This window comes from Blastococcus sp. SYSU DS0617 (assembly GCF_054051075.1).
Map to the genome: position 1 here is coordinate 44,649 of NZ_JBJHAO010000004.1, position 24,092 is coordinate 68,740.

18 protein-coding genes and 1 tRNA gene are annotated in these 24,092 nt (G+C 73.1%); 17 read left to right on the forward strand and 2 right to left on the reverse strand.

All coding sequences use genetic code 11. From position 1 onward, the window contains the following. The first annotated feature begins 17 nt into the window (after positions 1-17). From hisI to ACI793_RS06545, 11 genes are all read left to right on the forward strand, one after another. Positions 18-401, forward strand: a complete 384-nt coding sequence (gene hisI, locus ACI793_RS06495) for a phosphoribosyl-AMP cyclohydrolase (protein ID WP_456605558.1) — start codon at positions 18-20, stop codon at positions 399-401. Continuing rightward, the gene (locus ACI793_RS06500; RefSeq protein ID WP_456605559.1) at positions 398-1,921 is read left to right on the forward strand and encodes an anthranilate synthase component I; all 1,524 of its coding nucleotides are present in this window, start codon (positions 398-400) and stop codon (positions 1,919-1,921) included. The genes hisI and ACI793_RS06500 overlap by 4 nt, the downstream gene beginning before the upstream one ends. Beyond that, positions 1,918-2,580, forward strand: a complete 663-nt coding sequence (locus tag ACI793_RS06505; RefSeq protein WP_456605560.1) for a Trp biosynthesis-associated membrane protein — start codon at positions 1,918-1,920, stop codon at positions 2,578-2,580. The genes ACI793_RS06500 and ACI793_RS06505 overlap by 4 nt, the downstream gene beginning before the upstream one ends. Before the next feature lie 155 nt (positions 2,581-2,735). Beyond that, positions 2,736-3,545 carry an indole-3-glycerol phosphate synthase TrpC gene (gene trpC / locus ACI793_RS06510; protein WP_456605561.1) on the forward strand — a complete coding sequence of 270 codons (810 nt, stop codon included), beginning with the start codon at positions 2,736-2,738 and terminating at the stop codon, positions 3,543-3,545. A gap of 43 nt (positions 3,546-3,588) precedes the next feature. Continuing rightward, the gene (gene trpB, locus ACI793_RS06515) at positions 3,589-4,938 is read left to right on the forward strand and encodes a tryptophan synthase subunit beta (protein ID WP_456605562.1); all 1,350 of its coding nucleotides are present in this window, start codon (positions 3,589-3,591) and stop codon (positions 4,936-4,938) included. Beyond that, entirely contained in the window at positions 4,935-5,735 is an 801-nt protein-coding gene (gene trpA / locus ACI793_RS06520; RefSeq protein ID WP_456605563.1) for a tryptophan synthase subunit alpha, read from the forward strand. The genes trpB and trpA overlap by 4 nt, the downstream gene beginning before the upstream one ends. Then, positions 5,732-6,664: a prolipoprotein diacylglyceryl transferase gene (lgt, locus tag ACI793_RS06525; protein ID WP_456605564.1), complete on the forward strand. Its 933-nt coding sequence runs from the start codon at positions 5,732-5,734 to the stop codon at positions 6,662-6,664. Before trpA ends, lgt begins: the two co-directional genes overlap by 4 nt. 457 nt (positions 6,665-7,121) lie before the next feature. Further along, positions 7,122-11,777 carry a glutamate synthase large subunit gene (gene gltB / locus ACI793_RS06530; RefSeq protein WP_456605565.1) on the forward strand — a complete coding sequence of 1,552 codons (4,656 nt, stop codon included), beginning with the start codon at positions 7,122-7,124 and terminating at the stop codon, positions 11,775-11,777. A gap of 92 nt (positions 11,778-11,869) precedes the next feature. Then, positions 11,870-13,372 (forward strand): glutamate synthase subunit beta, encoded by a 1,503-nt coding sequence (locus tag ACI793_RS06535; RefSeq protein WP_456605566.1) that lies wholly within the window; start codon positions 11,870-11,872, stop codon positions 13,370-13,372. A gap of 176 nt (positions 13,373-13,548) precedes the next feature. Next, positions 13,549-14,964 carry a pyruvate kinase gene (gene pyk / locus ACI793_RS06540; RefSeq protein ID WP_456605567.1) on the forward strand — a complete coding sequence of 472 codons (1,416 nt, stop codon included), beginning with the start codon at positions 13,549-13,551 and terminating at the stop codon, positions 14,962-14,964. Then, on the forward strand, positions 14,961-15,839 hold the full coding sequence (locus ACI793_RS06545; RefSeq protein ID WP_456605568.1) for an acyl-CoA thioesterase: 879 nt from the start codon (positions 14,961-14,963) through the stop codon (positions 15,837-15,839). Before pyk ends, ACI793_RS06545 begins: the two co-directional genes overlap by 4 nt. Positions 15,840-15,927: 88 nt before the next feature. Here ACI793_RS06545 and ACI793_RS06550 read toward each other — a convergent pair whose 3' ends face one another. Beyond that, the gene (locus ACI793_RS06550; protein ID WP_456605569.1) at positions 15,928-17,634 is read right to left on the reverse strand and encodes a pyridoxal-dependent decarboxylase; all 1,707 of its coding nucleotides are present in this window, start codon (positions 17,632-17,634) and stop codon (positions 15,928-15,930) included. 264 nt (positions 17,635-17,898) lie between these two features. Further along, positions 17,899-17,972 (reverse strand) — tRNA-Leu (locus ACI793_RS06555). A gap of 71 nt (positions 17,973-18,043) precedes the next feature. Here ACI793_RS06555 and ACI793_RS06560 point away from each other — a divergent pair. The 6 genes from ACI793_RS06560 to ACI793_RS06585 all read left to right on the forward strand — a co-directional run bounded on the left by ACI793_RS06560 (position 18,044) and on the right by ACI793_RS06585 (position 23,898). Next, the gene (locus tag ACI793_RS06560) at positions 18,044-18,643 is read left to right on the forward strand and encodes an ANTAR domain-containing response regulator (RefSeq protein WP_456605570.1); all 600 of its coding nucleotides are present in this window, start codon (positions 18,044-18,046) and stop codon (positions 18,641-18,643) included. 295 nt (positions 18,644-18,938) lie between these two features. Continuing rightward, positions 18,939-20,096 carry a branched-chain amino acid ABC transporter substrate-binding protein gene (locus tag ACI793_RS06565; RefSeq protein ID WP_456605571.1) on the forward strand — a complete coding sequence of 386 codons (1,158 nt, stop codon included), beginning with the start codon at positions 18,939-18,941 and terminating at the stop codon, positions 20,094-20,096. Between the two features lie 83 nt (positions 20,097-20,179). Continuing rightward, the gene (locus ACI793_RS06570) at positions 20,180-21,169 is read left to right on the forward strand and encodes a branched-chain amino acid ABC transporter permease (protein WP_456605572.1); all 990 of its coding nucleotides are present in this window, start codon (positions 20,180-20,182) and stop codon (positions 21,167-21,169) included. Next, positions 21,166-22,353, forward strand: a complete 1,188-nt coding sequence (locus ACI793_RS06575) for a branched-chain amino acid ABC transporter permease (protein WP_456605573.1) — start codon at positions 21,166-21,168, stop codon at positions 22,351-22,353. The genes ACI793_RS06570 and ACI793_RS06575 overlap by 4 nt, the downstream gene beginning before the upstream one ends. Next, on the forward strand, positions 22,346-23,182 hold the full coding sequence (locus tag ACI793_RS06580) for an ABC transporter ATP-binding protein (RefSeq protein ID WP_456605574.1): 837 nt from the start codon (positions 22,346-22,348) through the stop codon (positions 23,180-23,182). Before ACI793_RS06575 ends, ACI793_RS06580 begins: the two co-directional genes overlap by 8 nt. Continuing rightward, complete coding sequence (locus tag ACI793_RS06585; protein WP_456605575.1) at positions 23,182-23,898, forward strand: ABC transporter ATP-binding protein; 717 nt, start codon at positions 23,182-23,184, stop codon at positions 23,896-23,898. Before ACI793_RS06580 ends, ACI793_RS06585 begins: the two co-directional genes overlap by 1 nt. Positions 23,899-24,092: the final 194 nt, after the last annotated feature.

The window sequence follows — 24,092 nt, forward strand, 5'->3', positions numbered from 1 at the left end:
ACGGCACACTGGCGGGCATGCCCGTCGTCCCGTCCGAGCCCGCCCTCGACCCCGAGGTCGCCGCCCTGCTGCGCCGCGACCCCGCCGGCCTGGTGACCGCGGTGGTCCAGCAGCACGACTCGCTCGAGGTGCTCATGGTCGCGTACATGGACGACGAGGCCCTGCGGCGCACGCTGAGCACCGGCCGGGCGACCTACTGGTCGCGCAGCCGGCAGGAGTACTGGGTCAAGGGCGAGACCTCCGGCAACCGGCAGTGGGTCCGCGAGGTCCGGGTGGACTGCGACGGCGACGCGCTGCTCGTGCTCGTCGACCAGGAAGGCGCGGCCTGCCACACCGGTGAGCGCAGCTGCTTCTTCCGCGTGCTGCCCTCCGTGCCCGCCGACGGGACGGCCCGCGCATGAGGTTCGGCATCGCGACGCCGGCCCGCGAGGAGTTCACCCTGGACCGGCCCATGGTCCCCGTCGTCCGCCGGCTGCTCGCCGACAGCGAGACCGCCGTCGGCATCTACCGCAAGCTGGCCGGCAACCGTCCGGGCACGGTGCTGCTGGAGTCGGCCGAGCAGGGCAAGCGCTGGGCCCGCTACAGCTTCGTGGGCGCCCGCAGCGCCGGCGTCCTCACCGAGCGCGACGGCGTCACGCAGTGGCTGGGGGAGGACATCCCCGGGGTCACCGACGACCTGCCCACCGATCCGCTCGCCGCGGTCCGCACGCTGGCCCGCCGGCTGCGCTCGCCGCGCACGCCCGGCCTGCCGCCGCTGACCGGCGGCCTGGTCGGCTACCTCGGTTACGACGTCGTCCGGCGGCTGGAGCGGCTGCCCGAGACCAGCAGCGACGACATCGGCATGCCCGAGCTGGCGATGATGCTGGTGACCGACCTCGCCGTGCTCGACCACGCCGACGGCACGGTGCTGCTCATCGCCAACGTGGTCTGCGGGGGTGGTGAGGGCGGGGGAGGTCCGAGCGGCGAGGCCCTCTACGACGACGCGGTGGCCCGGCTCGACGCGATGGCCGCCGACCTGACCCGCGCCGTCCCGCCGGGGGTCGCGGTGCTCGGCGAGGCGCCGGTACCCGAGGTGGCCAGCAACATGGCGCCGGGCGTGTACGAGGCGGGCGTGGAGCGGGTGCGCGAGCACATCCGGGCCGGGGACGCCTTCCAGGTGGTGCTCGCCCAGCGCTTCGAGACGGCGACGACGGCCGACGCGCTGGACCTCTACCGGGTGCTGCGGGCCACGAACCCCTCGCCGTACATGTACCTGCTGCGCTTCGAGGGCCGGGAGTCGCCCTTCGACGTCGTCGGCTCCTCGCCGGAGGCGCTGGTCACCGTCACCGGGTCCTCGGCCGTGGTGCACCCGCCGGCCGGCACCCGTCCGCGCGGCGCCACCCCGGAGGAGGACGTCCGGCTGGCCGAGGGGTTGCTGGCCGACCCCAAGGAGCGTGCCGAGCACGTCATGCTGGTCGACCTGGCCCGCAACGACCTGGGCCGGGTCTGCGTCCCCGGGTCGGTCGAGGTGCCCGACTTCATGCGGGTGGAGCACTACAGCCACGTGATGCACCTGGTCTCGACCGTCGCCGGCGAGGTGGCGCCCGAGCACGACGCCCTGGACGTCTTCGACGCCACGTTCCCGGCCGGCACCGTCTCCGGTGCCCCGAAGCCCCGGGCGATGGAGATCATCGAGTCGCTCGAACCGACCCGGCGCGCGCTCTACGCCGGCACCGTCGGCTACGTCGACGCCAGCGGCGACATGGACATGGCCATCGCCATCCGCACCGCCGTGCTGCACGACGGCCGCGCTTACGTGCAGGCCGGCGCCGGGATCGTCGCCGACAGCGACGCCGCCACCGAGGAGGCCGAGACCCGGCACAAGGCGCGGGCGGTGCTGTCGGCGATCGCCCGGGCGGACGGTCTCCGGGAGCTTCCGTGAGCGAAGCGCCGGGCACCGAACCATCGGGCACCGCGAGCGGGCAGGGCCGCAGGGAGCTCACGGCCGCGGTCCTGGGCGCGGTGCTGGCCGGCACGCTGGCGCTCGTCGCCGGCGGTCAGGCGTGGGCGACGGTGACCGCGGAGCGCCGCGCGCCGCTGCCGCCGGTCTCGGCCGGCCTGTCCGGCGCCGACGCCGCCCCGCTCGTCCCGGCCGCGGGCCTGGTGCTCCTGGCCGCGGCGGTCGCGCTGCTGGCCGTGCGGGGCGCCGGGCGGATGGGCGTGGGACTCCTCGCGGCGGCGGCCGGGGGAGCGGTGGCCTGGTCCGGGCTGCGCGCGCTCACCGGTGGCCTCGACGACGCCGTCACCGATCTGCCCGGACTGAGCGGGGCGACGGTGGACGCCACCTCGGCCGACGTGTCCGCGGCCTGGCCGCTGCTCGCCGTGCTGGCCGGCCTCGTCGCCGTCGCCACCGGCGTGGTCACGGTGCTGCGCGGCCGGACCTGGCCGGGTATGGGCCGTCGCTACGAGCGGGACGAGAGGGGGACCGCGCCCGCGCAGGCGGGTGCGGCACCCCGCCCGCGGACCGACGAGGACCGCGCCGTGGACGCGTGGAAGGCGCTGGACCGGGGCGAGGACCCCACCGACCCGCGCGGCGTATAGCGGAACCGGGCGGACCCGCCCCGACCGCCCCCTGGCCGGGCCCGACCGGCGTCGGCTCTAGAGTGGCCACACCGATCCGGCTGGTGAGGGGACGACGTGCGACAGGCAGTGGAGACGAGCGGCAGGCGCGCATCGGCGCCGGCAGGGACGACGCGGTGAGCGTTCTCGACGAGATCGTCGCCGGCGTCCGCGAGGACCTCGCCGCCCGCGAGGCGGTCACCCCGCTCGCCGAGGTCAAGGCCGCCGCCCGTGACGCCCGCCCGGCGCTGGACGCCCTCGCCGCGCTGCGTGCCCCCGGGGTCGGCGTCATCGCCGAGGTCAAGCGGCGCAGCCCGTCCAAGGGCGACCTGGCGGCCATCGCCGACCCGGCCGAGCTCGCCCGGCAGTACGCCGCGGGCGGCGCGCGGGTCATCTCCGTGCTGACCGAGCGGCAGAAGTTCCTCGGCTCGCAGGCCGACCTCGACGCCGTCCGTGCCGTCGTCGACGTGCCGATCCTGTGCAAGGACTTCATCGTCAGCAGCTACCAGGTGCACGAGGCCCGGGCCCACGGCGCCGACGTCGTCCTGCTGATCGTGGCCGCGCTCGAGCAGAACGTGCTCACCGGCCTGCTGGAGCGCGTGGAGTCCCTCGGCATGACGGCGCTGGTCGAGGTGCACACCGAGGCCGAGGCCGACCGGGCCATGGCCGCCGGTGCCGCCGTGATCGGCGTCAACGCCCGCGACCTCACCACGCTGGAGGTCGACCGCTCCACCTTCGAGCGGATCGCCCCCGGGCTGCCGTCGGAGGTGGTCAAGGTCGCCGAGTCCGGCGTCCGCGGCCCGCACGACCTGATCGGCTACGCGGCGGCGGGTGCCGACGCGGTGCTCGTGGGGGAGGGGCTGGTGACCGCCGGCGACGCCCGCCAGGCGGTGGCCGACCTGGTGACGGCGGGAGCGCACCCCGCCACGCCGCGCACCTGCCGCTAACCCCCTGCACCTGCTGCCCGCCGCGACGCGCCACACTGGGCGCATGACGACGACCAGCCCAGCGCAGCCCGGAGAACTCTCTCTGCCGGCGCGCCCGGGCTGGCCCGACACCACCGGTCACTTCGGCGTCTTCGGCGGGCGCTTCGTCCCCGAGGCGCTGATCGCCGCGCTCGACGAGCTGACCGAGGCCTACGAGGCCATGCGGGTCGACCCCGCGTTCCTCCAGGAGTTCGCGACGCTGCAGCGCGACTACACCGGCCGGCCCAGCCCGGTCACCGAGGTGCCGAAGTTCGCCGAGCACTGCGGCGGTGCCCGCGTGCTGCTCAAGCGCGAGGACCTCAACCACACCGGCTCGCACAAGATCAACAACGTGCTCGGACAGGCGCTGCTCACCAAGCGGATCGGCAAGAGCCGCGTCATCGCCGAGACCGGCGCCGGCCAGCACGGCGTGGCGACGGCGACGGCGGCGGCGCTCATGGGGCTGTCCTGCACCGTCTACATGGGCGAGGAGGACACCCGCCGCCAAGCGCTCAACGTCGCCCGCATGCGGTTACTCGGCGCCGAGGTCATCCCGGTCACCACCGGATCGCGCACCCTCAAGGACGCGATCAACGAGGCGTTCCGCGACTGGGTGACCAACGTGGAGACGACGAACTACGTCTTCGGCACCGTCGCCGGCCCCCACCCCTTCCCGGCGATGGTGCGTGACTTCCAGCGGGTGATCGGCGACGAGGCCCGCGCCCAGGTCCTCGAGCGGGAGGGGCGGCTGCCCGACGCCGTCCTGGCCTGCGTGGGCGGTGGCTCCAACGCGATCGGCATCTTCACCGCCTTCGTGCCCGACGACGGCGTCCGGCTGATCGGCCTGGAGGCCGGTGGCGACGGCGTCGACACCGCCCGGCACGCGGCGACCATCACCGGAGGCACCCCGGGCGTGCTGCACGGGGCGCGGTCGTACCTGCTGCAGGACCACAACGGCCAGACCATCGAGTCCCACTCGATCAGCGCGGGCCTGGACTACCCGGGCGTGGGTCCCGAGCACAGCTACCTGCACGACATCGGCCGGGCCGAGTACCGGCCGGTGACCGACGCCGAGGCCATGGAGGCCTTCGCGCTGCTGTGCCGGACCGAGGGGATCATCCCCGCGATCGAGTCCGCGCACGCCCTGGCCGGCGCGATGCGGCTCGGTCAGGAGGCCGGCCCGGACTCGCTGCTGCTGGTCAACCTCAGCGGACGCGGGGACAAGGACGTCGAGACGGCGTCCCGCTGGTTCGGCCTCGGCGACCGCGAGGAGGTCGACCCGGGACCGGGCCTGGACACCGACCAGCAGCCCACCGAGGGCGCCGTCACCCGGGGCGATGCGGTGGCCGGCCCCGAGACGGGAGACGAGCTGTGAGCCAGGCCGCCGAGCGGATCCAGCGTGCCAAGGACGAGGGGCGGGCGGCGCTGATCGCCTACCTGCCGGTCGGCTACCCCGACGTGGACGCCTCGATCGGGGCCATGGTCGCCGCGGTCGAGGCCGGTGCCGACATCCTCGAGATCGGCGTCCCGTACAGCGATCCCGGCATGGACGGCCCGGTGATCCAGGAGGCCGTCGACGTCGCCGTCCGTGCCGGGGTCGGCATGCCGGACGTGCTGCGGGCGGTCGAGGCGGTCGCGGCGGCCGGTGCCGTCCCGCTGGTGATGAGCTACTGGAACCCGATCGAGCGCTACGGCGTCGACCGGTTCGCCACCGACCTCGCCGCCGCGGGGGGAGCCGGGGCCATCACGCCCGACCTCATCCCGGACGAGGCCGGCGAGTGGATCGCCGCCGCGGAGCGCGCGGACCTCGACCGCGTCTTCCTCGTCGCCCCCTCGTCGACCGACGTGCGACTGCGCTCGACGGCTGCGGCCTCCCGCGGGTTCGTCTACGTCGCCTCCACCATGGGCGTGACCGGCGCCCGGGACACCGTGAGCGACGCGGCCCGGGCACTCGTGGCCCGCACCCGCGAGGCGCGGCCGGACATCGCGCTCTGCGTGGGGCTCGGCGTCTCGAACGGCGCCCAGGCCGCGGAGCTCGCCGCCTTCGCCGACGGCGTCATCGTCGGCTCGGCCTACGTGCGCGAGATGCTCGAGGGCCGGGGTGCCGACGGCGTCCGTGCGCTCACCGCGGATCTCGCGGCGGGCGTCCGCCGGGCGGGGGTGCCGGCATGACGGTGCTCGCGTCCATCCCGAGTCCGTCCCAGGGCGTCTGGGAGCTCGGTCCGTTCCCGCTCCGCGCCTACGCGCTGTGCATCATCGCCGGCATCGTCGCGGCCGCCTGGCTGACCGAGAAGCGCTGGATCGCCCGTGGCGGTGCACCCGGTGACGTGCTGGACATCGCCGTCTGGGCCGTGCCGTTCGGCATCATCGGCGGCCGGATCTACCACGTGATCACCAGCCCCCGGCCCTACTTCGGCGAGGGCGGTGATCCGCTGCGCGCCTTCGCCATCTGGGAGGGCGGGCTCGGCATCTGGGGGGCGATCGCCTTCGGGGCGGTGGGCGCCTGGATCGCCTGCCGGCGCAGGGGCATCCCGTTGCCTGCCTTCGGGGACGCCCTGGCGCCGGGGCTGCTGGTCGCCCAGGCGATCGGGCGGCTGGGCAACTGGTTCAACCAGGAGCTCTTCGGCGGGCCGACCGACCTGCCCTGGGGCCTGGAGATCGACCTGGCGAACCGCCCGTCGGAGTACCTGGACGTGGCCACGTTCCACCCGACGTTCCTCTACGAGCTGCTGTGGAACCTGGTCGCCGCGGCGGTAGTCATCTGGGCCGACCGGCGCTTCCGGCTCTCCCACGGCCGGGCCTTCGCCCTCTACGTGGCCCTGTACTGCGCCGGCCGGCTGTGGATCGAGATGCTGCGCACCGACCCGGCGGAGACCTTCTTCGGCGTCCGGCTCAACGTGTTCACCGCGATCGTCGTGGGCCTGCTCGCCGTGGCCTACCTCGTCTGGCAGCGCGGCCTGCCCCGCGAGGTGATCACCCGTGGCGAGGAGCTCGCCGCCGCGGAGCGCGCCTCGTCGGGTGCGGCGGACGGGGCGGACGCGCCGGCTCCCGAGCCCGACGCGGTGCGCGCGGAGGACCACCGCCCCGCCGAGCCGAGCTGACCCGCCTCGGCCTATCGCTCTCCGGACCGGCTGGGTGTGATCGTCGCCCTGCCGGCGGGCTCCTGCGGGGGTGCGAACGGGTGACGACCGCGTGAAGATGGTCACCGATCGGCCCGTTCCGGGGGAGGGATGCGGCCACGTTCCGCGGTGTTCCTGCCGATGCAGCGCGTCCTGAGATTTACGCGACTGAGGCCCGTGTTACGGCTGTGTACGCTTCGCAGCGGGCCCGCCGGCGATCCCGGCCGGGCCTTACCGTCGGACCGGGCCAGCGCCGCCCCGCGGACGACAGCCTGTCGGTGACCACCCGGCGGGCTCGAGCCTGCCGCACCGGGGCGACGTACCTCCCGGGCTGCCGGCCCTCCGCAGTGCCGTCCGCCGACCCCTTGACCACCGGCCCGGGCCTCCAGCCCCGCCCGCTCCCTCCGGGGACGCAGGCGCCGCCGACGACGGGAGTGACATGCCCGACCTCACCGCCCCCGCCGCTCCGAAGTCAGCCGTTCCGTTCTCTGCGGTCCCCGCTGCCTCCGGCCTGTACGACCCGGCGAACGACAAGGACGCCTGTGGCGTCGCCTTCGTGGCCGACGCCCGTGGCCGCCGCTCGCGCGACATCGTCGCCAAGGGCCTCACCGCCCTGCACAACCTCGACCACCGGGGCGCCGCCGGCGCCGAGCCCAACTCGGGCGACGGCGCCGGGATCCTCACCCAGGTCCCCGACGGGCTGCTGCGCGCCAGCGTCGACTTCGAGCTGCCTCCGGCGGGGGAGTACTCCGTCGGCATCGCCTTCATGCCCGCCGACGACGCCGAGCGTGCCGCCCGCGTCGAGGAGGTCGCCCGCCTCGCCGACGAGGAGGGGCTGACCGTCCTGGGCTGGCGGGACGTGCCCATCGACCCCGACGGCGCCGACCTCGGCCCCACCGCGCGCGCGGTCATGCCGCACTTCGCCCAGCTGTTCGTCGCCGAGACCATGGGCGCCCGCGCCGACGAGGCCGCCTTCGGCGGGAACGTCGTGTGCAACGGCGTCACCCGGCTCGAGCGGCGCTCCTTCGTGCTGCGCAAGCGGGCCGAGCGTGCCGCGGTCGACGCCGGCAGCTCGCTCTACATCGCCTCGCTGTCGTCGCGGACGATCACCTACAAGGGCATGCTGACCACCGACCAGCTGCCGCTGTTCTTCCCCGACCTGCGCGACGAGCGCTACGAGTCGGCGATCGCGCTGGTGCACAGCCGGTTCTCCACCAACACCTTCCCGAGCTGGCCGCTGGCCCACCCGTTCCGGTTCGTCGCCCACAACGGCGAGATCAACACGATCAAGGGCAACCGCAACCGCATGCGGGCCCGCGAGGCCAAGCTCGCCACCGAGCTGTTCGACGGCCCGGCGGGCCCGGCCTCGGAGCTGGGCCTGGAGCGCATCTTCCCGGTGACCGCCAGCGACTTCAGCGACTCGGCGACCTTCGACGAGGTGCTGGAGCTGCTGCACCTGTCCGGCCGCTCGCTGCCGCACGCGGTCCTGATGATGATCCCGGAGGCGTGGGAGAACCACGACGAGATGGACCCGGCCCGCCGGGCCTTCTACCGGTTCCACTCCTCGATCATGGAGCCGTGGGACGGGCCGGCCGCCGTGTGCTTCACCGACGGCACGCTGATCGGCGCCGTTCTCGACCGCAACGGGCTGCGCCCGGGCCGCTGGTGGCACACCAAGGACGACCTCGTCGTGCTGGCCAGCGAGGTCGGCGTGCTGGACATCCCCGCCGCCGACGTCGTCGCCAAGGGCCGGCTGCAGCCGGGCCGGATGTTCCTCGTCGACACCGCCGCCGGGCGGATCGTCTCCGACGAGGAGGTCAAGGGCGCCCTGGCCGCCGAGCACCCCTACGACGACTGGCTGCACGCCGGCCTGGTGCACCTGCCCACGCTGCCCGAGCGCCGCCGGTCGCGGCCCAGTCACGAGTCGGTCGTCCGCCGGCAGTCGCTGTTCGGGTACACGGAGGAGGAGCTGCGCATCCTCGTCCAGCCGATGGCCGCCTCGGGCGCCGAGCCGATCGGCTCCATGGGCACCGACACGCCGATCGCGGCGCTGTCGGACCGGTCGCGGCTGCTCTACGACTACTTCGGCCAGCTGTTCGCGCAGGTGACCAACCCCCCGCTGGACGCGATCCGCGAGGAGCTGGTGACCAGCCTCGGCCGCACCTTCGGCCCGGAGCAGAACCTGCTGACGGCCACGCCGGCCTCGGTCCGCCAGGTGTTCCTGCCGTTCCCCGTCATCGACAACGACGAGCTGGCCAAGATCCTGCACATCGACGACGACGGCGACCTGCCCGGCTACGCCGCGGTCCGGGTCACCGGCCACTTCGACGTCAACGGCGGCGGCCCGGCCCTGGCCAAGGCCGTCGAGGACCTGCGCACCAAGGTGAGCAAGGCGATCGCCGCCGGCGCCCGGATCATCGTGCTCTCCGACCGCGACTGCGACGAGAAGCGCGCCCCCATCCCGTCGCTGCTCATGACCGCCGCCGTCCACCACCACCTGGTGCGGGAGAAGACCCGCATGGAGGTCGGCCTGGTCGTCGAGTCCGGGGACTGCCGCGAGGTCCACCACGTCGCGCTGCTGCTCGGGTACGGCGCGGCCGCGGTCAACCCCTACCTGGCCTTCGAGTCGATCGAGGACCTCATCCGCGACGGCGCGCTCACCGGCGTGGAGCCCGCGCAGGCCGTGCGCAACATGGTCAAGGCGCTGGGCAAGGGCGTCCTCAAGGTCATGAGCAAGATGGGCATCAGCACCGCCGGCTCGTACACGATGGCGCAGATCTTCGAGGCCGTCGGGCTGTCCCAGGACCTCGTGGACGAGTACTTCACCGGCACCTCCGCCCCGCTGGGCGGCGTCGGCATCGACGTGCTGGCCGAGGAGGTGGCCATGCGCCACCGCCGCGCCTTCCCGGACAACCCCACCGAGACCGCGCACCGCCGGCTCGAGGTCGGCGGGGAGTACCAGTGGCGCCGCGAGGGCGAGGTGCACCTGTTCAACCCGGAGACGGTGTTCCTGCTGCAGCACGCCACCCGCTCGCGGCAGTACGACGTCTTCCAGAAGTACACCGACACCGTCGACCAGCTCAGCCAGGACGCCGGCACGCTGCGTGGGCTGTTCGGGCTGAAGACCGGTGTCCGCCCGCCCGTGCCGATCGAGGAGGTCGAGCCGGTCAGCGAGATCGTCAAGCGGTTCCAGACCGGCGCGATGAGCTACGGCTCGATCTCGCAGGAGTCGCACGAGACGCTGGCGATCGCCATGAACCGGCTGGGCGGCAAGTCCAACACCGGTGAGGGCGGCGAGGACCCCGACCGGTTCACCCCCGACCCCAACGGCGACCTGCGCCGCTCGGCGATCAAGCAGGTGGCCAGCGGCCGGTTCGGCGTGACCAGCGAGTACCTGGTCAACGCCGACGACATCCAGATCAAGATGGCGCAGGGCGCCAAGCCCGGCGAGGGTGGCCAGCTGCCCGGCGGCAAGGTCTACCCGTGGGTGGCGCGCACCCGGCACTCGACGCCGGGCGTGGGCCTGATCAGCCCCCCGCCGCACCACGACATCTACTCGATCGAGGACCTCAAGCAGCTCATCCACGACCTGAAGAACGCCAACGACCAGGCGCGGATCAACGTCAAGCTGGTCGCCGAGGTCGGCGTCGGCACCGTCGCGGCCGGCGTGAGCAAGGCGCACGCGGACCTGGTGCTGATCTCCGGCCACGACGGCGGCACGGGCGCGGCGCCGCTCACCTCGCTCAAGCACGCCGGCTCCCCGTGGGAGCTGGGGCTGGCCGAGACCCAGCAGACGCTGCTGGCCAACGGCCTGCGCGACCGCATCACGGTCCAGGCCGACGGGCAGATGAAGACCGGCCGCGACGTGATCATCGCCGCGCTGCTGGGCGCCGAGGAGTACGGCTTCGCGACGGCTCCGCTGGTGGTCTCCGGCTGCGTGATGATGCGGGTCTGCCACCTCGACACCTGCCCGGTGGGCGTGGCCACGCAGAACCCGGAGCTGCGCAAGCGGTTCACCGGGCGCCCGGAGTTCGTCGTCACGTTCTTCGAGTTCCTGGCCCAGCAGGTGCGGGAGTACCTCGCCGAGCTCGGGTTCCGCTCGCTGGACGAGGCGATCGGCCACGCCGAGCTGCTCGACACCCGCGAGGCGGTCGGCCACTGGAAGGCCTCGGGTCTCGACCTGGCGCCCCTGCTGGTCGTCCCCGAGCTACCCGAGGGCACGCCCCTGCGGAAGGTCCGCGACCAGGACCACGGACTCGACGTCGCCCTGGACCAGACGCTGATCCAGCTCTGCGAGGGCGCGCTGCTCGACGCGCAGCCGGTGAGCCTGGAGCTGCCGGTGCGCAACGTCAACCGCACCGTCGGCACCATGCTGGGCTCGATGGTCACCCGCCGCTTCGGCGGCGAGGGCCTGCCCGACGGCACGATCGACCTCACCTTCGGTGGGTCGGCCGGGCAGTCGTTCGGTGCCTTCGTGCCGCGCGGGATCACCATGCGGCTGTTCGGGGACGCCAACGACTACGTGGGCAAGGGCCTGTCGGGCGGCCGGATCATCGTGCGGCCCTCGCGGGAGGCGACCTTCGCCGCCGAGGACAACGTGATCGCCGGCAACGTCATCGGCTACGGCGCGACGGGCGGCGAGATCTTCCTGCGCGGCCGGGTCGGCGAGCGGTTCTGCGTCCGCAACTCCGGGGCGCTCGCGGTCGTCGAGGGCGTGGGCGACCACGCGCTGGAGTACATGACCGGCGGCCGCGCGGTCATCCTGGGCGCGACCGGGCGCAACATCGCGGCCGGCATGTCCGGCGGCATCGGGTACGTGCTCGACCTGGCCCGCCACCGAGTGAACGGCGAGATGGTCGACGTCGAGCCGCTGGACGGCGAGTCGGCGCAGTGGCTGCGCGACGTGCTGGTGCGCTACGCCGCCGAGACCGAGTCCCCGGTGGCGACCGCGCTGCTGGCGGACTGGGGACGCTGGTCCGCGCAGTTCAGCGTGATCATGCCGCGGGACTTCAAGCGGGCGCTGGACGCGCAGCGGATGGCCGAGGCCAACGGGACCGATGTCGATCTCGCCGTCATGGAGGCTGCTCGTGGCTGACACGACCCCGGCCAGATCGGCGATCTGGTCGCCTCCCCGCCCGCGTGCCGTCCACATCGCCGATGTCGCTGCTCTTCCGAGGAGGAACCCCCGTGGCTGACACCACCGGATTCCTGAAGTTCGAGCGGGAGCTGCCCCCGCGGCGTCCCGTCGAGGTCCGCATCCGGGACTGGAAGGACGTCTACGTCGCCCGGCAGAACGGGGAGGACCCGCTCTTCCCGACGGCGGAGGTGCGCAAGCAGGCGGCCCGCTGCATGGACTGCGGCATCCCGTTCTGCCACCACGCCTGCCCGGTGGCCAACCTGATCCCCGAGTGGAACGACCTGGCCCGGCGCGACGACTGGCACGACGCCATCGAGCGGCTGCACGCGACGAACAACTTCCCCGAGTTCACCGGGAAGCTCTGCCCGGCGCCGTGCGAGGGCTCCTGCGTGCTCAACCTGCAGGAGTCGCCGGTCACCATCAAGCAGATCGAGTGGGAGATCATCGACCGGGCCTGGGACGAGGGCTGGGTCGCACCGGTCAACCCCACCGAGCGCACCGGCAAGAAGGTCGCCGTCGTCGGGTCGGGTCCCGCGGGCCTCGCCGCCGCCCAGCAGCTCACCCGCGCCGGGCACGACGTCACCGTCTACGAGCGGGCCGACCGCATCGGCGGCCTGCTCCGCTACGGCATCCCCGAGTTCAAGATGGAGAAGTCCGTCCTGGACCGGCGGCTGGACCAGATGCGCGCCGAGGGCACCCGCTTCGTCACCGGTGTCGAGGTCGGCGGTGCGGGGGAGCAGGACCTGTCCACCGAGCAGCTGCGGGCCGACTACGACGCCGTCGTGCTGGCCGGCGGCGCCACGGTCGGCCGTGACCTGCCCGCCCCGGGACGCGAGCTGGCCGGTATCCACCTGGCGATGGAGTACCTCCCGCTGGGCAACCGGCAGGCGCTCGGCGAGCTGGACGACCCGCCGATCAACGCCGCCGGCAAGCACGTGGTGATCATCGGTGGTGGCGACACCGGCGCGGACTGCCTCGGCACGGCCCACCGCCAGGGCGCGGCCTCGGTGACGCAGCTGGAGATCATGCCGGCGCCCCCGGACCGCCGGGACCAGGGCGCCAACCCGTGGCCGACCTACCCGATGATCATGCGGGTCTCGAGTGCCCACGAGGAGGGCGGCGAGCGCCTGTACTCGGTCAACACCGAGCGATTCCTGGGCCATGAGGAGGGCCCCGCCCACGGCACCGTGCGGGCGCTGCTGCTGCACGAGGTCGAGCGGGTCGACGGGCGGTTCGAGAAGATCGAGGGCAGCGAGCGCGAGTTGCCGGCGGACCTGGTCTTCCTGGCCATGGGGTTCACCGGCTCGCAGCGCGAGGGCCTGCTGGACACGCTGGGCGTCGAGATGGACCAGCGCGACAACGTCGTCCGCGACAGCGAGTTCATGTCCACCGTGCCCGGCGTGTTCGTGGCCGGTGACATGGGCCGCGGGCAGTCGCTCATCGTGTGGGCCATCGCGGAGGGGCGTGCCGCGGCGGCCGCCGCGGACACCTGGCTGACCGGCGCCTCGGCGCTGCCGCGCCCGGTCACGCCGACCGCCGTCGCGCTGCGGTAGGACGCCCCGGAGGCGCGGGTGCTGCCCGCGCCTCCGGGGCGCCGCTCACCGTGTCGTCCCGGCGAGGGGCGGCCCGGCCGGCTCCGCGCGGGCGGCACGAAGCTCCTCGCCCGTGTGGGGAACGGCTCCTGACCGCGGTGCGGTCCGGAGGGCCACGGTGAACTAGCGTTCTGAGCATGTCCCGCCGCGCCAAGATCGTCTGCACCCTGGGTCCGGCCACGAGCTCCGCCGAGCAGATCGTCGCGCTCGTCGAGTCCGGCATGGACGTCGCCCGCCTCAACTTCAGCCACGGCGCGCACGCCGACCACGCCACCGCCTACCAGCGGGTGCGCGAGGCCTCCGACCGCACCGGGCACGCGGTCGCCGTCCTGGCCGACCTGCAGGGCCCCAAGATCCGGCTCGGCACGTTCGCCGACGGCCCGGTCGACTGGCCCACCGGCAGCCAGGTCGTCATCACCGTCGACGACGTCGAGGGCACCGCCTCGCGCGTGTCCACGACCTACAAGGACCTCGCCAACGACGTCCAGGTCGGCGACCGCCTGCTCGTCGACGACGGCAAGCTGGCCCTCACGGTGCTCGCCGTCCAGGGACCGGACGTGGTCTGCCTGGTCATCGAGGGCGGCCCGGTCTCGAACAACAAGGGGCTGTCGCTGCCCGGCGTGGCGGTCAGCGTGCCCGCGCTGTCGGACAAGGACGAGCTCGACCTCCGCTTCGCCCTCCAGCTGGGCGCGGACTTCATCGCGCTGTCGTTCGTCCGCTCGGCCGCCGACGCCGAGCTGGTGCGCGAGATCATGCGGCAGGAGGACATCGAGGTCCCGATCATCGCCAAGCTGGAGAAGCCCGAGGCGGTCGAGCGGCTCGACGAGATCGTGGAGGCCTTCGACGGCATCATGGTGGCGCGCGGCGACCTGGGCGTGGAGCTGCCGCTGGAACGCGTGCCGCTGGTGCAGAAGCGGGCGATCCAGGCGGCGCGGGAGCGCAACAAGCCGGTGATCGTGGCCACCCAGATGCTCGAGTCGATGATCACCAACTCGCGACCGACCCGCGCCGAGGCCTCCGACGTCGCCAACGCGGTGCTCGACGGCACCGACGCGGTGATGCTGTCGGGCGAGACGTCGGTGGGGGCGCACCCGATCGCGGCGGTGCGCACCATGGAGCGGATCATCGACGCGGTCGAGAGCGACCACATGCCCGTCCCCGAGGTGGCCCGGCGCTCGAGGTCGCGCTCCGGGGCGATCGTGCGGGCCGCCAAGGACGTGGGCGAGGCCCTCGACGTCAAGGCGCTGGCCACGTTCACGCAGACCGGTGAGACCGCGCGCCGGCTGTCGGCCCTGCACCCCTACCAGCCGCTGCTGGCCTTCACCGTCGACGCACGGGTCCGCAGCCAGCTGGCGCTGTCGTGGGGCGTGGAGACCTTCCTGGTCCCCGAGGTGGCGCACACCGACGACATGGTCGCCCAGGTGGACTTCTCGCTGCTGTCCATCGGACGGCTCAAGGTCGGCGACCGGGTCGTGGTCGTGGCGGGCAGTCCGCCGAACACGGTGGGCTCGACGAACCTGATGCGGGTGCACGAGGTCGGGACCGACTCGTGAGCGCCGGCGGCGAGAACACGCAGGCGGCGGCCCTGATGTCGGTCCTGGCGCTCGAGGAGCGCGAGCCCGACACCTTCGTCGGCAAGACCCCGGGCACGACCATGCAGCGCATCTTCGGCGGGCAGGTGGCCGGCCAGGCCCTCATGGCGGCCTCCAGCACGCTGCCGGAGGGGCGCGGCGTCCACTCGCTGCACTCGTACTTCCTGCGCCCGGGGGACCCGAACGAGGAGATCCGCTACGCGGTCGAGCGGATGCGGGACGGCCGGACGTTCAGCACCCGCCGGGTCGTCGCCTGGCAGCGACGCGGCGAGCGGGACGTCGCGATCTTCGCGCTCACCGCCGACGCCTCGGCGGGGGAGGCCGCGTACGCCGAGCACGCGCTGCCGATGCCGGACGTGCCGGCCCCGGAGAGCCTGCCCACCTTCGTCGAGCTGCTGGCCGCGCGCGGCGACGAGGCGCGGGCCGCGATGAGCCTCGGCATGGCGGTGGAACAGCGGATGCTTGAGCACCCCTTCGACCGGCCCCCGAAGTCCTACCCGGACACGAAGTCCTGGACGTGGATGCGGGTCGCCGGCGAGCTGCCCGACGACCAGGCGGTGCACGGCGCCGCGCTGACGTTCGCCAGCGACCTCAGCCTGCTCGGCGCCGGGACGGCGCGCATGGGCGGCGGCTGGGGGAGGACGGCGGGATCCAGCCTCGATCACGCGGTGTGGTTCCACCAGCGGGTGCGGGCCGACGAGTGGTTCCTCTACGAGACCGACAGCCCGGCGGCCTCGCACGGGCGGGCGCTGTGCTTCGGGCAGATCTGGGCCGCCGACGGCACCCACGTGGCCACGGTCAGCCAGCAGGGGCTCATCCGGCCGCTGTCGCGCTGAGCCCGGCGAGCCCCGCTGCCGCCGCGCGGCTGCCGGTACCGCGCTGCAGGGCGGTACCGGCGCGGTCGGACCGGTAGCCGCCCCGCGGTCAGGGGTGCTCTGCCGTCGACCCCGCCGGGTCTGCCTCGGTCCGGGCCTCGGCGCCCCCAGTCTCGCGCGGGGCCTCTGCGCTCGCGGTCTCGGTCGGGGCCTCGCCGCTCCCGGTGCCATCGCTGCCGGTGTCGTCGCTCCCGGTCTCGTCGCTCCCGGACTCGACGGGCCGGGGCGGGGCGCTCTCCGCCTCGGCGCGCCGGCGTTCGGCCTCGCGGGCGGCGGCCTGCTCGGCGGCCTGGGCGGCGAAGTCGGCCGCGAGCCAGTCGTGGCCCTCGCACAGCAGCGTCCAGACCCGCTCGACGTGGGCGCGCGTCGTCGTCGGTGCGCCGACGGCGACCCGGAGCACGGCCCGGCCGCGCACCGTGGTGTGGGTCAGGAACACCTCGCCGCCGTCGTTGAGCCGTTCGAGCAGGGTCATCGTGGCGACGTCGGCGTCCACCCCCGACGGCCAGCGCGGCGTCAGGCAGACCAGCGACAACGGGTGCGGGCTCAGGACGTCGAACCGCTCGTCGGCCTCGGCCCACCCGGCGAGCTCCTGGGCGAGGGCGACGGAGCCGCGGATGTGCGCGCGCAGCCCCTCGGCGCCGTACCAGCGCAGCACGAACCACAGCTTGAGGGCCCGGAAACGACGCCCGAGCGGGATCTGCCAGTCGCGGAAGTCCACGACGGCGCCGGCATCCGTGGCGGCGTTGCGGAGGTACTCGGGGAGGATCGCCAGCGCGCCGGTGAGGGCGGCGCGGTCGGCGACCCAGAAGAGGGTGGCGTCGAAGCCGGTGAGCAGCCACTTGTGCGCGTCGGTGGTGTAGCTGTCGGCCCACTCGACGCCGTCCTGGAGGCCGCGCAGCTCGGGGACGACCGCGCTGACGCCGGCGTACGCGGCGTCGACGTGCAGCCACGCGCCGTGCTTCTGGCAGATGGGGCCGATCGCCGCGAGCGGGTCCACCGCGGTGGTCGACGTGGTGCCCACCGTGGCGCAGACGAGGACCGGCGTGTACCCGCGGGCCACGTCGCGCTCCATCCGGGCGGCGAGCGCGCCGGGGTTCATCGCCAGGTCGCCGTCGACCTCGACGATGCGGACCGCGTCGCTGCCCAGGCCGGCGATCCGGACGGCCTTCTCCATGGAGGAGTGGGTCTCGGCGGAGACGTACACGGTGGCGCGCTCGGGCTCCACGCCGCGGCGGACGGTGGCGCCGCCGCTGGCGCGGTGCAGGGCGGCGAGGAGCGCGACGAGGTTCGCGCCGGAGCTGGAGTCCTGGACGACGCCGCCGCCGGTCCCGGTGGACCGGAAGGACTCCGGCAGCCCGAGCAGCTCGGCGAACCAGTCCATGACGTGCTGCTCGAGCTCGGTCGCGGCGGGGCTGGTCACCCAGGACATGCCCTGGACACCGAGCCCGGCCGAGACGAGGTCGCCGAGGACCGACGGCCCGGAGGTGTTCGCGGGGAAGTAGCCGAAGAAGCCGGGGTGCTGCCAGTGCGTGAGCCCGGGCACGACGACCCGGTCGAGGTCGCCGAGGACGTCGGCGAAGGGCTCGCCCTGCTCCGGGGGAGCGGTGGGCAGCGCCGCCCGCACGTCGCCCGGCGCCACCGTCGACCGCACCGGGAGGGAGCCGACCCGCGCCCAGTAGTCGGCGATCCAGTCCACGACCTCGTGGCCGTGCTGCCGGAACTGCTCGGGAGTCATGTGCGGCGCAGGCTCGGTCACGGACCCCACGGTATGGGGTCGTGCGGAGCGGCAGCACGCGGCTCCGGACCAGCGCGCCGGAGGCGGTCGTGACGAGCGGGGGCCCGGAGGGTCCCCCGAGGAGTGACGGGAAGCGAGACGAAGACGCTGGAACAGGAGCCGCCCCGCGAGGCTGACCGAGGAGGGGGCCCGGAGGGTCCGCGACGAGGAGCAGGGATGGGCTCAGCGCAACGGCGGAACGGCACGTGGCCGCGGTGTCGTCCGGAGGACGACGATCAAGCACGGTGCCCCCGGTGCGACTCGAACGCACACTGCGCGGGTTTTGAATCCGCTCCCTCTGCCGATTGGGGTACGGGGGCGTGCCGGTGGACCGGCAGCCGGATCAGCGTAGCGGGGGCTGGACGGGCCCCGGCGTCGCTAGGCTCGGCCCGTGAGCAGCGTGCCGGCCAGGGTCCTCATCGCGGAGGACGAAGCACTCATCCGTCTCGACCTCAAGGAGATGCTCGAGGAAGAGGGGTACGAGGTCGTCGCCGAGGTCGGCGACGGGCAACAGGCCGTGGACCGCGCCACGGAGCTGGCGCCGGACCTGGTGATCCTGGACATCCAGATGCCGGTCCTCGACGGTCTCTCGGCGGCCGAGCAGATCGCGTCGGCCCGCATCGCCCCCGTCATCGTGCTGACCGCCTTCAGCCAGCGCGAACTGGTCGAGCGGGCGCGGGACGCAGGGGCGATGGCCTACCTGGTCAAGCCGTTCTCGAAGAACGACCTCGTGCCCGCGATCGAGGTCGCGCGCGGCCGGTTCGCGGAGATGGCGGCGCTGGACGGCGAGGTGCGCACGCTCGAGGAGCGCCTGGCGGCCCGGCAGGTCGTGGAGAAGGCCAAGGGGCGGCTCATGGCGGAGCGCGGGGTGACCGAGGCCGACGCCTTCCGCTGGCTGCAGCGCACCGCCATGAACGACCGGACGTCCATGAAGGCGCTCGCCGAGCGGATCCTCGCCGAGGGCGTGCCTCCGGAGCCCGGCTCCGCCTGAGGTACCTGGGTACGACCGTCGTTATAGCGACTCCAGTCACCAGCACACCTGTCGATCTTCGGCCTGGAAATCGGGTCGCCTACGAACGTTCCGACGGCGGTCGGCGGGGGGTGTTCTTCCCCATCCCGCCGGGTTCCGAGCACGCCGGGCGGCGCGATCACGAGACGGTCACGAAACGTCGGGGCCGCTCCGCGTCCACCTGGTTGCGCCCTACTGTTTCCCAGCCGCCCATCGGGACGGCAACGACCACCGGCGGGTCCGACCAGCGGACCGCCGATCCGGCTCTGGAGGACATGTGCGTTTCTCGGTCAAGACGGGCGCGCCTTTGCTCGCCATGGCGCTGGCGCTCACCGCCTGCGGCACCTCGGGCGGCGACGACAACGAGGCCTCGTCCGGTGGTGGCGGCGAGGCCGGCACCTGTGAGGACGTCGCGATCGCCTACTTCGGCGCCCTGACCGGTGCCGCGGCCAACCTCGGCATCAACATCCGCAACGGTGTCCAGCTCGCGGTCGACCAGTTCAACGAGGAGAACGACGACTGCCAGGTGGAGCTGGAGGCGTACGACTCCGCCGGCGACCCGAACCAGGCCACCGGTCTGGCCACGCAGGCGATCGGCGACGACGCGGTCATCGGCGTCGTCGGCCCGGCGTTCTCGGGTGAGTCCGACACCGCCGGCCCGATCTTCGCCGAGGGGGGCCTGCCGACGATCTCCGCGTCGGCCACCAACCCCGAGCTGTCCGAGAACGGCTGGGACACCTTCCACCGCGTCCTGGGCAACGACGCCACCCAGGGCCCGGCGGCGGCCACCTACATCCAGGACGTCCTGGGCAGCGACAGCGTCTTCGTCGTCGACGACGCCTCGGCCTACGGCGCCGGCCTGGCCCAGATCGTGGAAGAGGACCTCGGCGACGCCGTCGTGGGCACCGACACCATCCAGACCGGGCAGACCGACTTCTCCGCGACCATCACGGCGATCCGCGACTCCGGTGCCGACGCGGTCTTCTTCGGCGGCTACTACGCCGAGGCCGGCCTGCTCGTGCAGCAGATGCGCGGTGCCGACGTCGACGCCACCTTCGTCGTCGCCGACGGCGTGAAGGACCCGGGCTTCATCGAGGCCGCCGGTGACGCCGCCGAGGGCACGATCATCACCTGCCCGTGCCTCCCGCCGGAGGAGCAGCAGGAGTTCTTCACCGCCTTCGAGGAGGCCTTCGGCACCGCCCCGGCGACCTACTCGGCCGAGGCGTACGACGCGGCCAACGTGATGCTCGAGGGCATCCTGGAGGGCAACACCGACCGCGAGTCGCTGCTCGAGTGGATCAACGACTACGAGGGTGAGGGCATCACGAAGACCATCACCTTCGACGAGTCCGGCGAGCCGCAGGAGGTCTCGGTGTGGGCCTACACGGTCGAGAACGGCGAGATCGTCGCCGACCAGGAGATCCAGACCGACTGATCTCCCGCTGACCGACCAGGGCGCGGCCGGGCCTCCTCGCTGAGGAGACCCGGCCGCGTCGCCACCTGCTGCTCGGAGACCTTGTGTCCTTCCTGATCAACAACTTCGTCGAGCTCACCGTCACAGGTCTCGTTCTCGGCGCGGTCTACGGCCTCGTCGCGCTCGGCTACACGCTCGTCTACGGCGTGCTGCAACTGATCAACTTCGCCCACTCCGAAGTCTGGGTGTACGGCAGCTTCGCCGCGGTCTGGGTGACCGTGGCCCTGGGAGTCGCCCCCGGCAGCGCGCTGCCGGTGGTCATCGGCGTCCTCCTGCTGGCCCTGCTCGCCGCCATGACCGTGAGCGGAGGGGTGGCGCTGCTCCTGGAGCGGGTCGCCTACCGCCGGCTGATCCGCCTCGACGCCCCCCGGCTGGTGGCGCTCATCAGCGCGATCGGTGCGAGCTTCGCCCTGGCCGAGCTCATGGGCCTGCGGGACCGGGTCGCCGGCTGGATCGGCCTGCGCGACGACCTGGACCCCTACGTCCGCTCGGCACGCGACAACACCCGCTTCCAGAACCCCCTCGAGACCGAGGGTCTGTTCAGCATCGGCGGCTACACCGTCACCAACGTCGACGTGATCATCATCGTCAGCGCGGTCGTGATGATGGTGGCGCTCGACCAGTTCATCCGCCGCACCCGCACCGGCCGCGGCATCCGCGCCGTCGCGCAGGACTCCGAGGCCGCGGCGCTCATGGGCGTCAACCGCAACCGGATCATCCGCGCCACGTTCCTCGTCGGCGGCATCATGGCCGGCGCCGCCGCGCTGCTGTACCTGATGCGCTTCGGCGTCACCCGCTGGAACGCCGGCTTCCTGCTCGGGGTCAAGGCGTTCACCGCCGCCGTGCTGGGGGGCATCGGCAACGTCCGCGGGGCACTGCTGGGCGGCTTCGTCCTGGGCCTGGCCGAGAACTACGGTTCGGCTCTCGTGGGCTCGGAGTGGCGCGACGTCGTCGCCTTCCTGCTCCTGGTCACCATCCTGCTGTTCCGGCCCACCGGCCTGCTCGGCGAAAGCCTGGGGAGGGCTCGCGCATGACTCAGGGAAAGGCTTCCCCCGAGAGCTCGCCCGGTGTCGCACGCACCGGCGTGCGGGGCCCCCGGCTCGGTTGGGACCGGAGCGCGTTCGCGCGCCGCCTGACCGGCCTGCCCACCCCGGTCAAGTGGGTGCTGATCGGCCTGCTGGTGCTGTTCCTCTACGCGCTGCCGCTGCTCGAGCTGCCGATCATCAGCACGCCCGACACCGACTTCGGGGCCGTGCTGTTCACCGTCGCCAGCTACGTGCTGGTCGCCCTGGGGCTCAACGTCGTCCTCGGGTACGCGGGCCTGCTGGACCTGGGGTACGTCGGCTTCTACGCCGTCGGCGCCTACACGGTCGCGGTGTTCGGCTCGCTGCAGGCGGAACTGGCCTGGTGGGCGCTCATCCCGCTCGCGGTCGTCCTCACGACGATCTCCGGCATCCTGCTGGGCTGGCCGACCCTCCGGGTGCGCGGCGACTACCTGGCGATCGTGACCCTCGGGTTCGGCGAGATCATCCGGCTCACCGCGCTCAACACCGAGTGGCTCGGAGCGGCCAAGGGCATCACCGGGGTGCCCCGCCCCCCGAGCATCGAACTGTTCGAGATCCCCCACCTGCAGTGGGAGGGGGCGACGGCGCTGATCGACCTGGACGACACGACGACGTTCCTCGTCTTCGGCGTGGCCGACCAGGCGCCGTACTACTGGCTCGCCCTCACGCTCATCTTCGTCATCCTCGGCGCGGACCGGATGCTGCGGCTCTCGCGCGTGGGCCGGGCCTGGGAGGCGACCCGGGAGGACGAGGACGCCGCCGAGCTCATGGGCGTCCCGACGTTCCGGTTCAAGCTGCTGGCCTTCGCCACCGGCGCGTTCGTCGGCGGCCTCTCCGGCGCCCTGTTCGCCTCGCGGCAGGGGTTCATCAACCCCGAGTCCTTCGCGCTGCTCCTCTCGATCCTGTTCCTGGCGGCCGTGGTCGTCGGTGGCGCAGGCAACCGGTACGGCGTGATCCTCGGCGCGATCGTGGTGGCCTACCTGCCGGAGCGCTTCCGCGGCTTCGAGGAGTGGCGCCTGCTGGTGTTCGGCCTCGCGCTGCTGCTGCTGTCGAACTTCCGGCCGCAGGGCCTCCTGCCGCCCCGGCGCACGAGACGCGCGGAAGCCGTCGATCACGAGCTCGACGCCGTCGAGGAGGGGAGCGCACGTGCCTAGCACCGCTGCGACCGCGCAGCCCACCACCCGGGAGGGGGCGGCGCTGCTGTCGGTCGACGACGTGAGCATCCAGTTCGGTGGGCTCAAGGCGCTGGACCACGTGAGCTTCGACGTGCGCGAGGGCGAGATCCTCGGGCTCATCGGGCCCAACGGCGCCGGCAAGACCACCTGCTTCAACGTCATGACCGGCGTCTACCAGCCGACCTCCGGCGAGGTGCGGTTCGCCGGTGAGCCGCTGGGGAAGCGCAAGCGGTTCGCGATCACCCGCCTGGGCATCGCGCGCACGTTCCAGAACATCCGGCTGTTCGGCAACATGACGGCGCTGGAGAACGTGCTGGTCGGCGCCGACGCGCACCACAGGACGAACGTGGTCGACGCGCTGTTCCGCACCCCGCGGCACCGCCGCGAGGAGCGGGAGGGCGAGGAGACCGCGCGCGAGGTCATGCGGTTCCTCGGCCTGGAGCGGCAGGCCGACGAGCTGGCCCGCAACCTCTCCTACGGCGACCAGCGCCGGCTGGAGATCGCCCGTGCCATGGCGACGAAGCCGAAGTTGCTCTGCCTGGACGAGCCGGCCGCCGGGTTCAACCCGGCGGAGAAGGCCCAGCTCCTGGAGCTGATCCGGAGCATCCGCGACCGCGGCCTCACCGTGCTGCTCATCGAGCACGACATGAGCCTGGTCATGGGCGTCAGCGACCGGGTCGCGGTCCTGGAGTTCGGCCGCAAGATCGCCGAGGGCGTGCCGGCCGACGTCCGCAACGACCCGGCGGTCATCGCGGCCTACCTCGGAACCGAGGTCGACGACGACGCCGACGAGGAGGGGGATCTCTGATGCTGCTCGAGGTGGACGGGCTGTGCGTCAACTACGGGCGCATCGAGGCCATCCGGAACATCACCTTCTCGGTCGAGCAGGGTGCGGTGGTCACCCTCATCGGGGCCAACGGCGCCGGCAAGACCACGACCCTGAAGACCCTCTCCGGGCTGCGCAAGGTGCGCGCGGGCGCCGTCCGGTTCCAGGGCCGGGACATCACCCACATGCCCTCGCACGAGCGGGTGCCGCTGGGCATCAGCCAGTCTCCCGAGGGACGGCGCATCTTCCCGGGCATGTCCGTCGTCGAGAACCTGGACATGGGCGCGTACGCGCGCGCCGACCGGGCGCAGACGCGGTCGGCGGACCTGGAGCGGGTGTTCGCCCTGTTCCCGCGGCTGCACGAGCGTCGGGACCAGGCGGCCGGCACGATGTCCGGCGGTGAGCAGCAGATGCTGGCCATCGGCCGGGCGCTCATGTCCCACCCGACGCTGCTGCTGCTCGACGAGCCGTCGATGGGGCTGGCGCCCAAGCTGATCCAGCAGATCTTCTCGATCATCAAGGAGATCCGGGAGCAGGGGACGACGATCCTGCTGGTCGAGCAGAACGCCGCGCAGGCGCTCAAGATCGCCGACCAGGCCTACATCCTGGAGACCGGCGAGGTGGTCCGCACCGGCACCGGCCGGGAGCTGGCCGCCGACGACAGCGTGCGGGCGGCCTACCTGGGCGGCGACGTCTGAGCGGCTGAGCTGGAGGTCCTCCACCGGGGCCCGGGTGTCGCACCGACGCCCGGGCCCCGGCGCGTCCGGTCGTAGTCCGCCGGGGCCGTTTGCTCACCGTGCGGTCGCATCTCGCACCGCCGGCACCGTGCGTCACAGGGGACGGCGCGCCGCCGCTACCGGTTGTGCACAACGGTGCAACCTGCGCTCAACTC

Bases quoted from the DNA above. Each gene is read 5' to 3' on its own strand.
- hisI (WP_456605558.1), top strand. From the start codon at position 18: ATGCCCGTCGTCCCGTCCGAGCCCGCCCTCGACCCCGAGGTCGCCGCC.
- ACI793_RS06500 (WP_456605559.1), top strand. From the start codon at position 398: ATGAGGTTCGGCATCGCGACGCCGGCCCGCGAGGAGTTCACCCTGGAC.
- trpB (WP_456605562.1), top strand. From the start codon at position 3,589: ATGACGACGACCAGCCCAGCGCAGCCCGGAGAACTCTCTCTGCCGGCG.
- lgt (WP_456605564.1), top strand. From the start codon at position 5,732: ATGACGGTGCTCGCGTCCATCCCGAGTCCGTCCCAGGGCGTCTGGGAG.
- gltB (WP_456605565.1), top strand. From the start codon at position 7,122: ATGCCCGACCTCACCGCCCCCGCCGCTCCGAAGTCAGCCGTTCCGTTC.
- pyk (WP_456605567.1), top strand. From the start codon at position 13,549: ATGTCCCGCCGCGCCAAGATCGTCTGCACCCTGGGTCCGGCCACGAGC.
- ACI793_RS06575 (WP_456605573.1), top strand. From the start codon at position 21,166: ATGACTCAGGGAAAGGCTTCCCCCGAGAGCTCGCCCGGTGTCGCACGC.
- ACI793_RS06585 (WP_456605575.1), top strand. From the start codon at position 23,182: ATGCTGCTCGAGGTGGACGGGCTGTGCGTCAACTACGGGCGCATCGAG.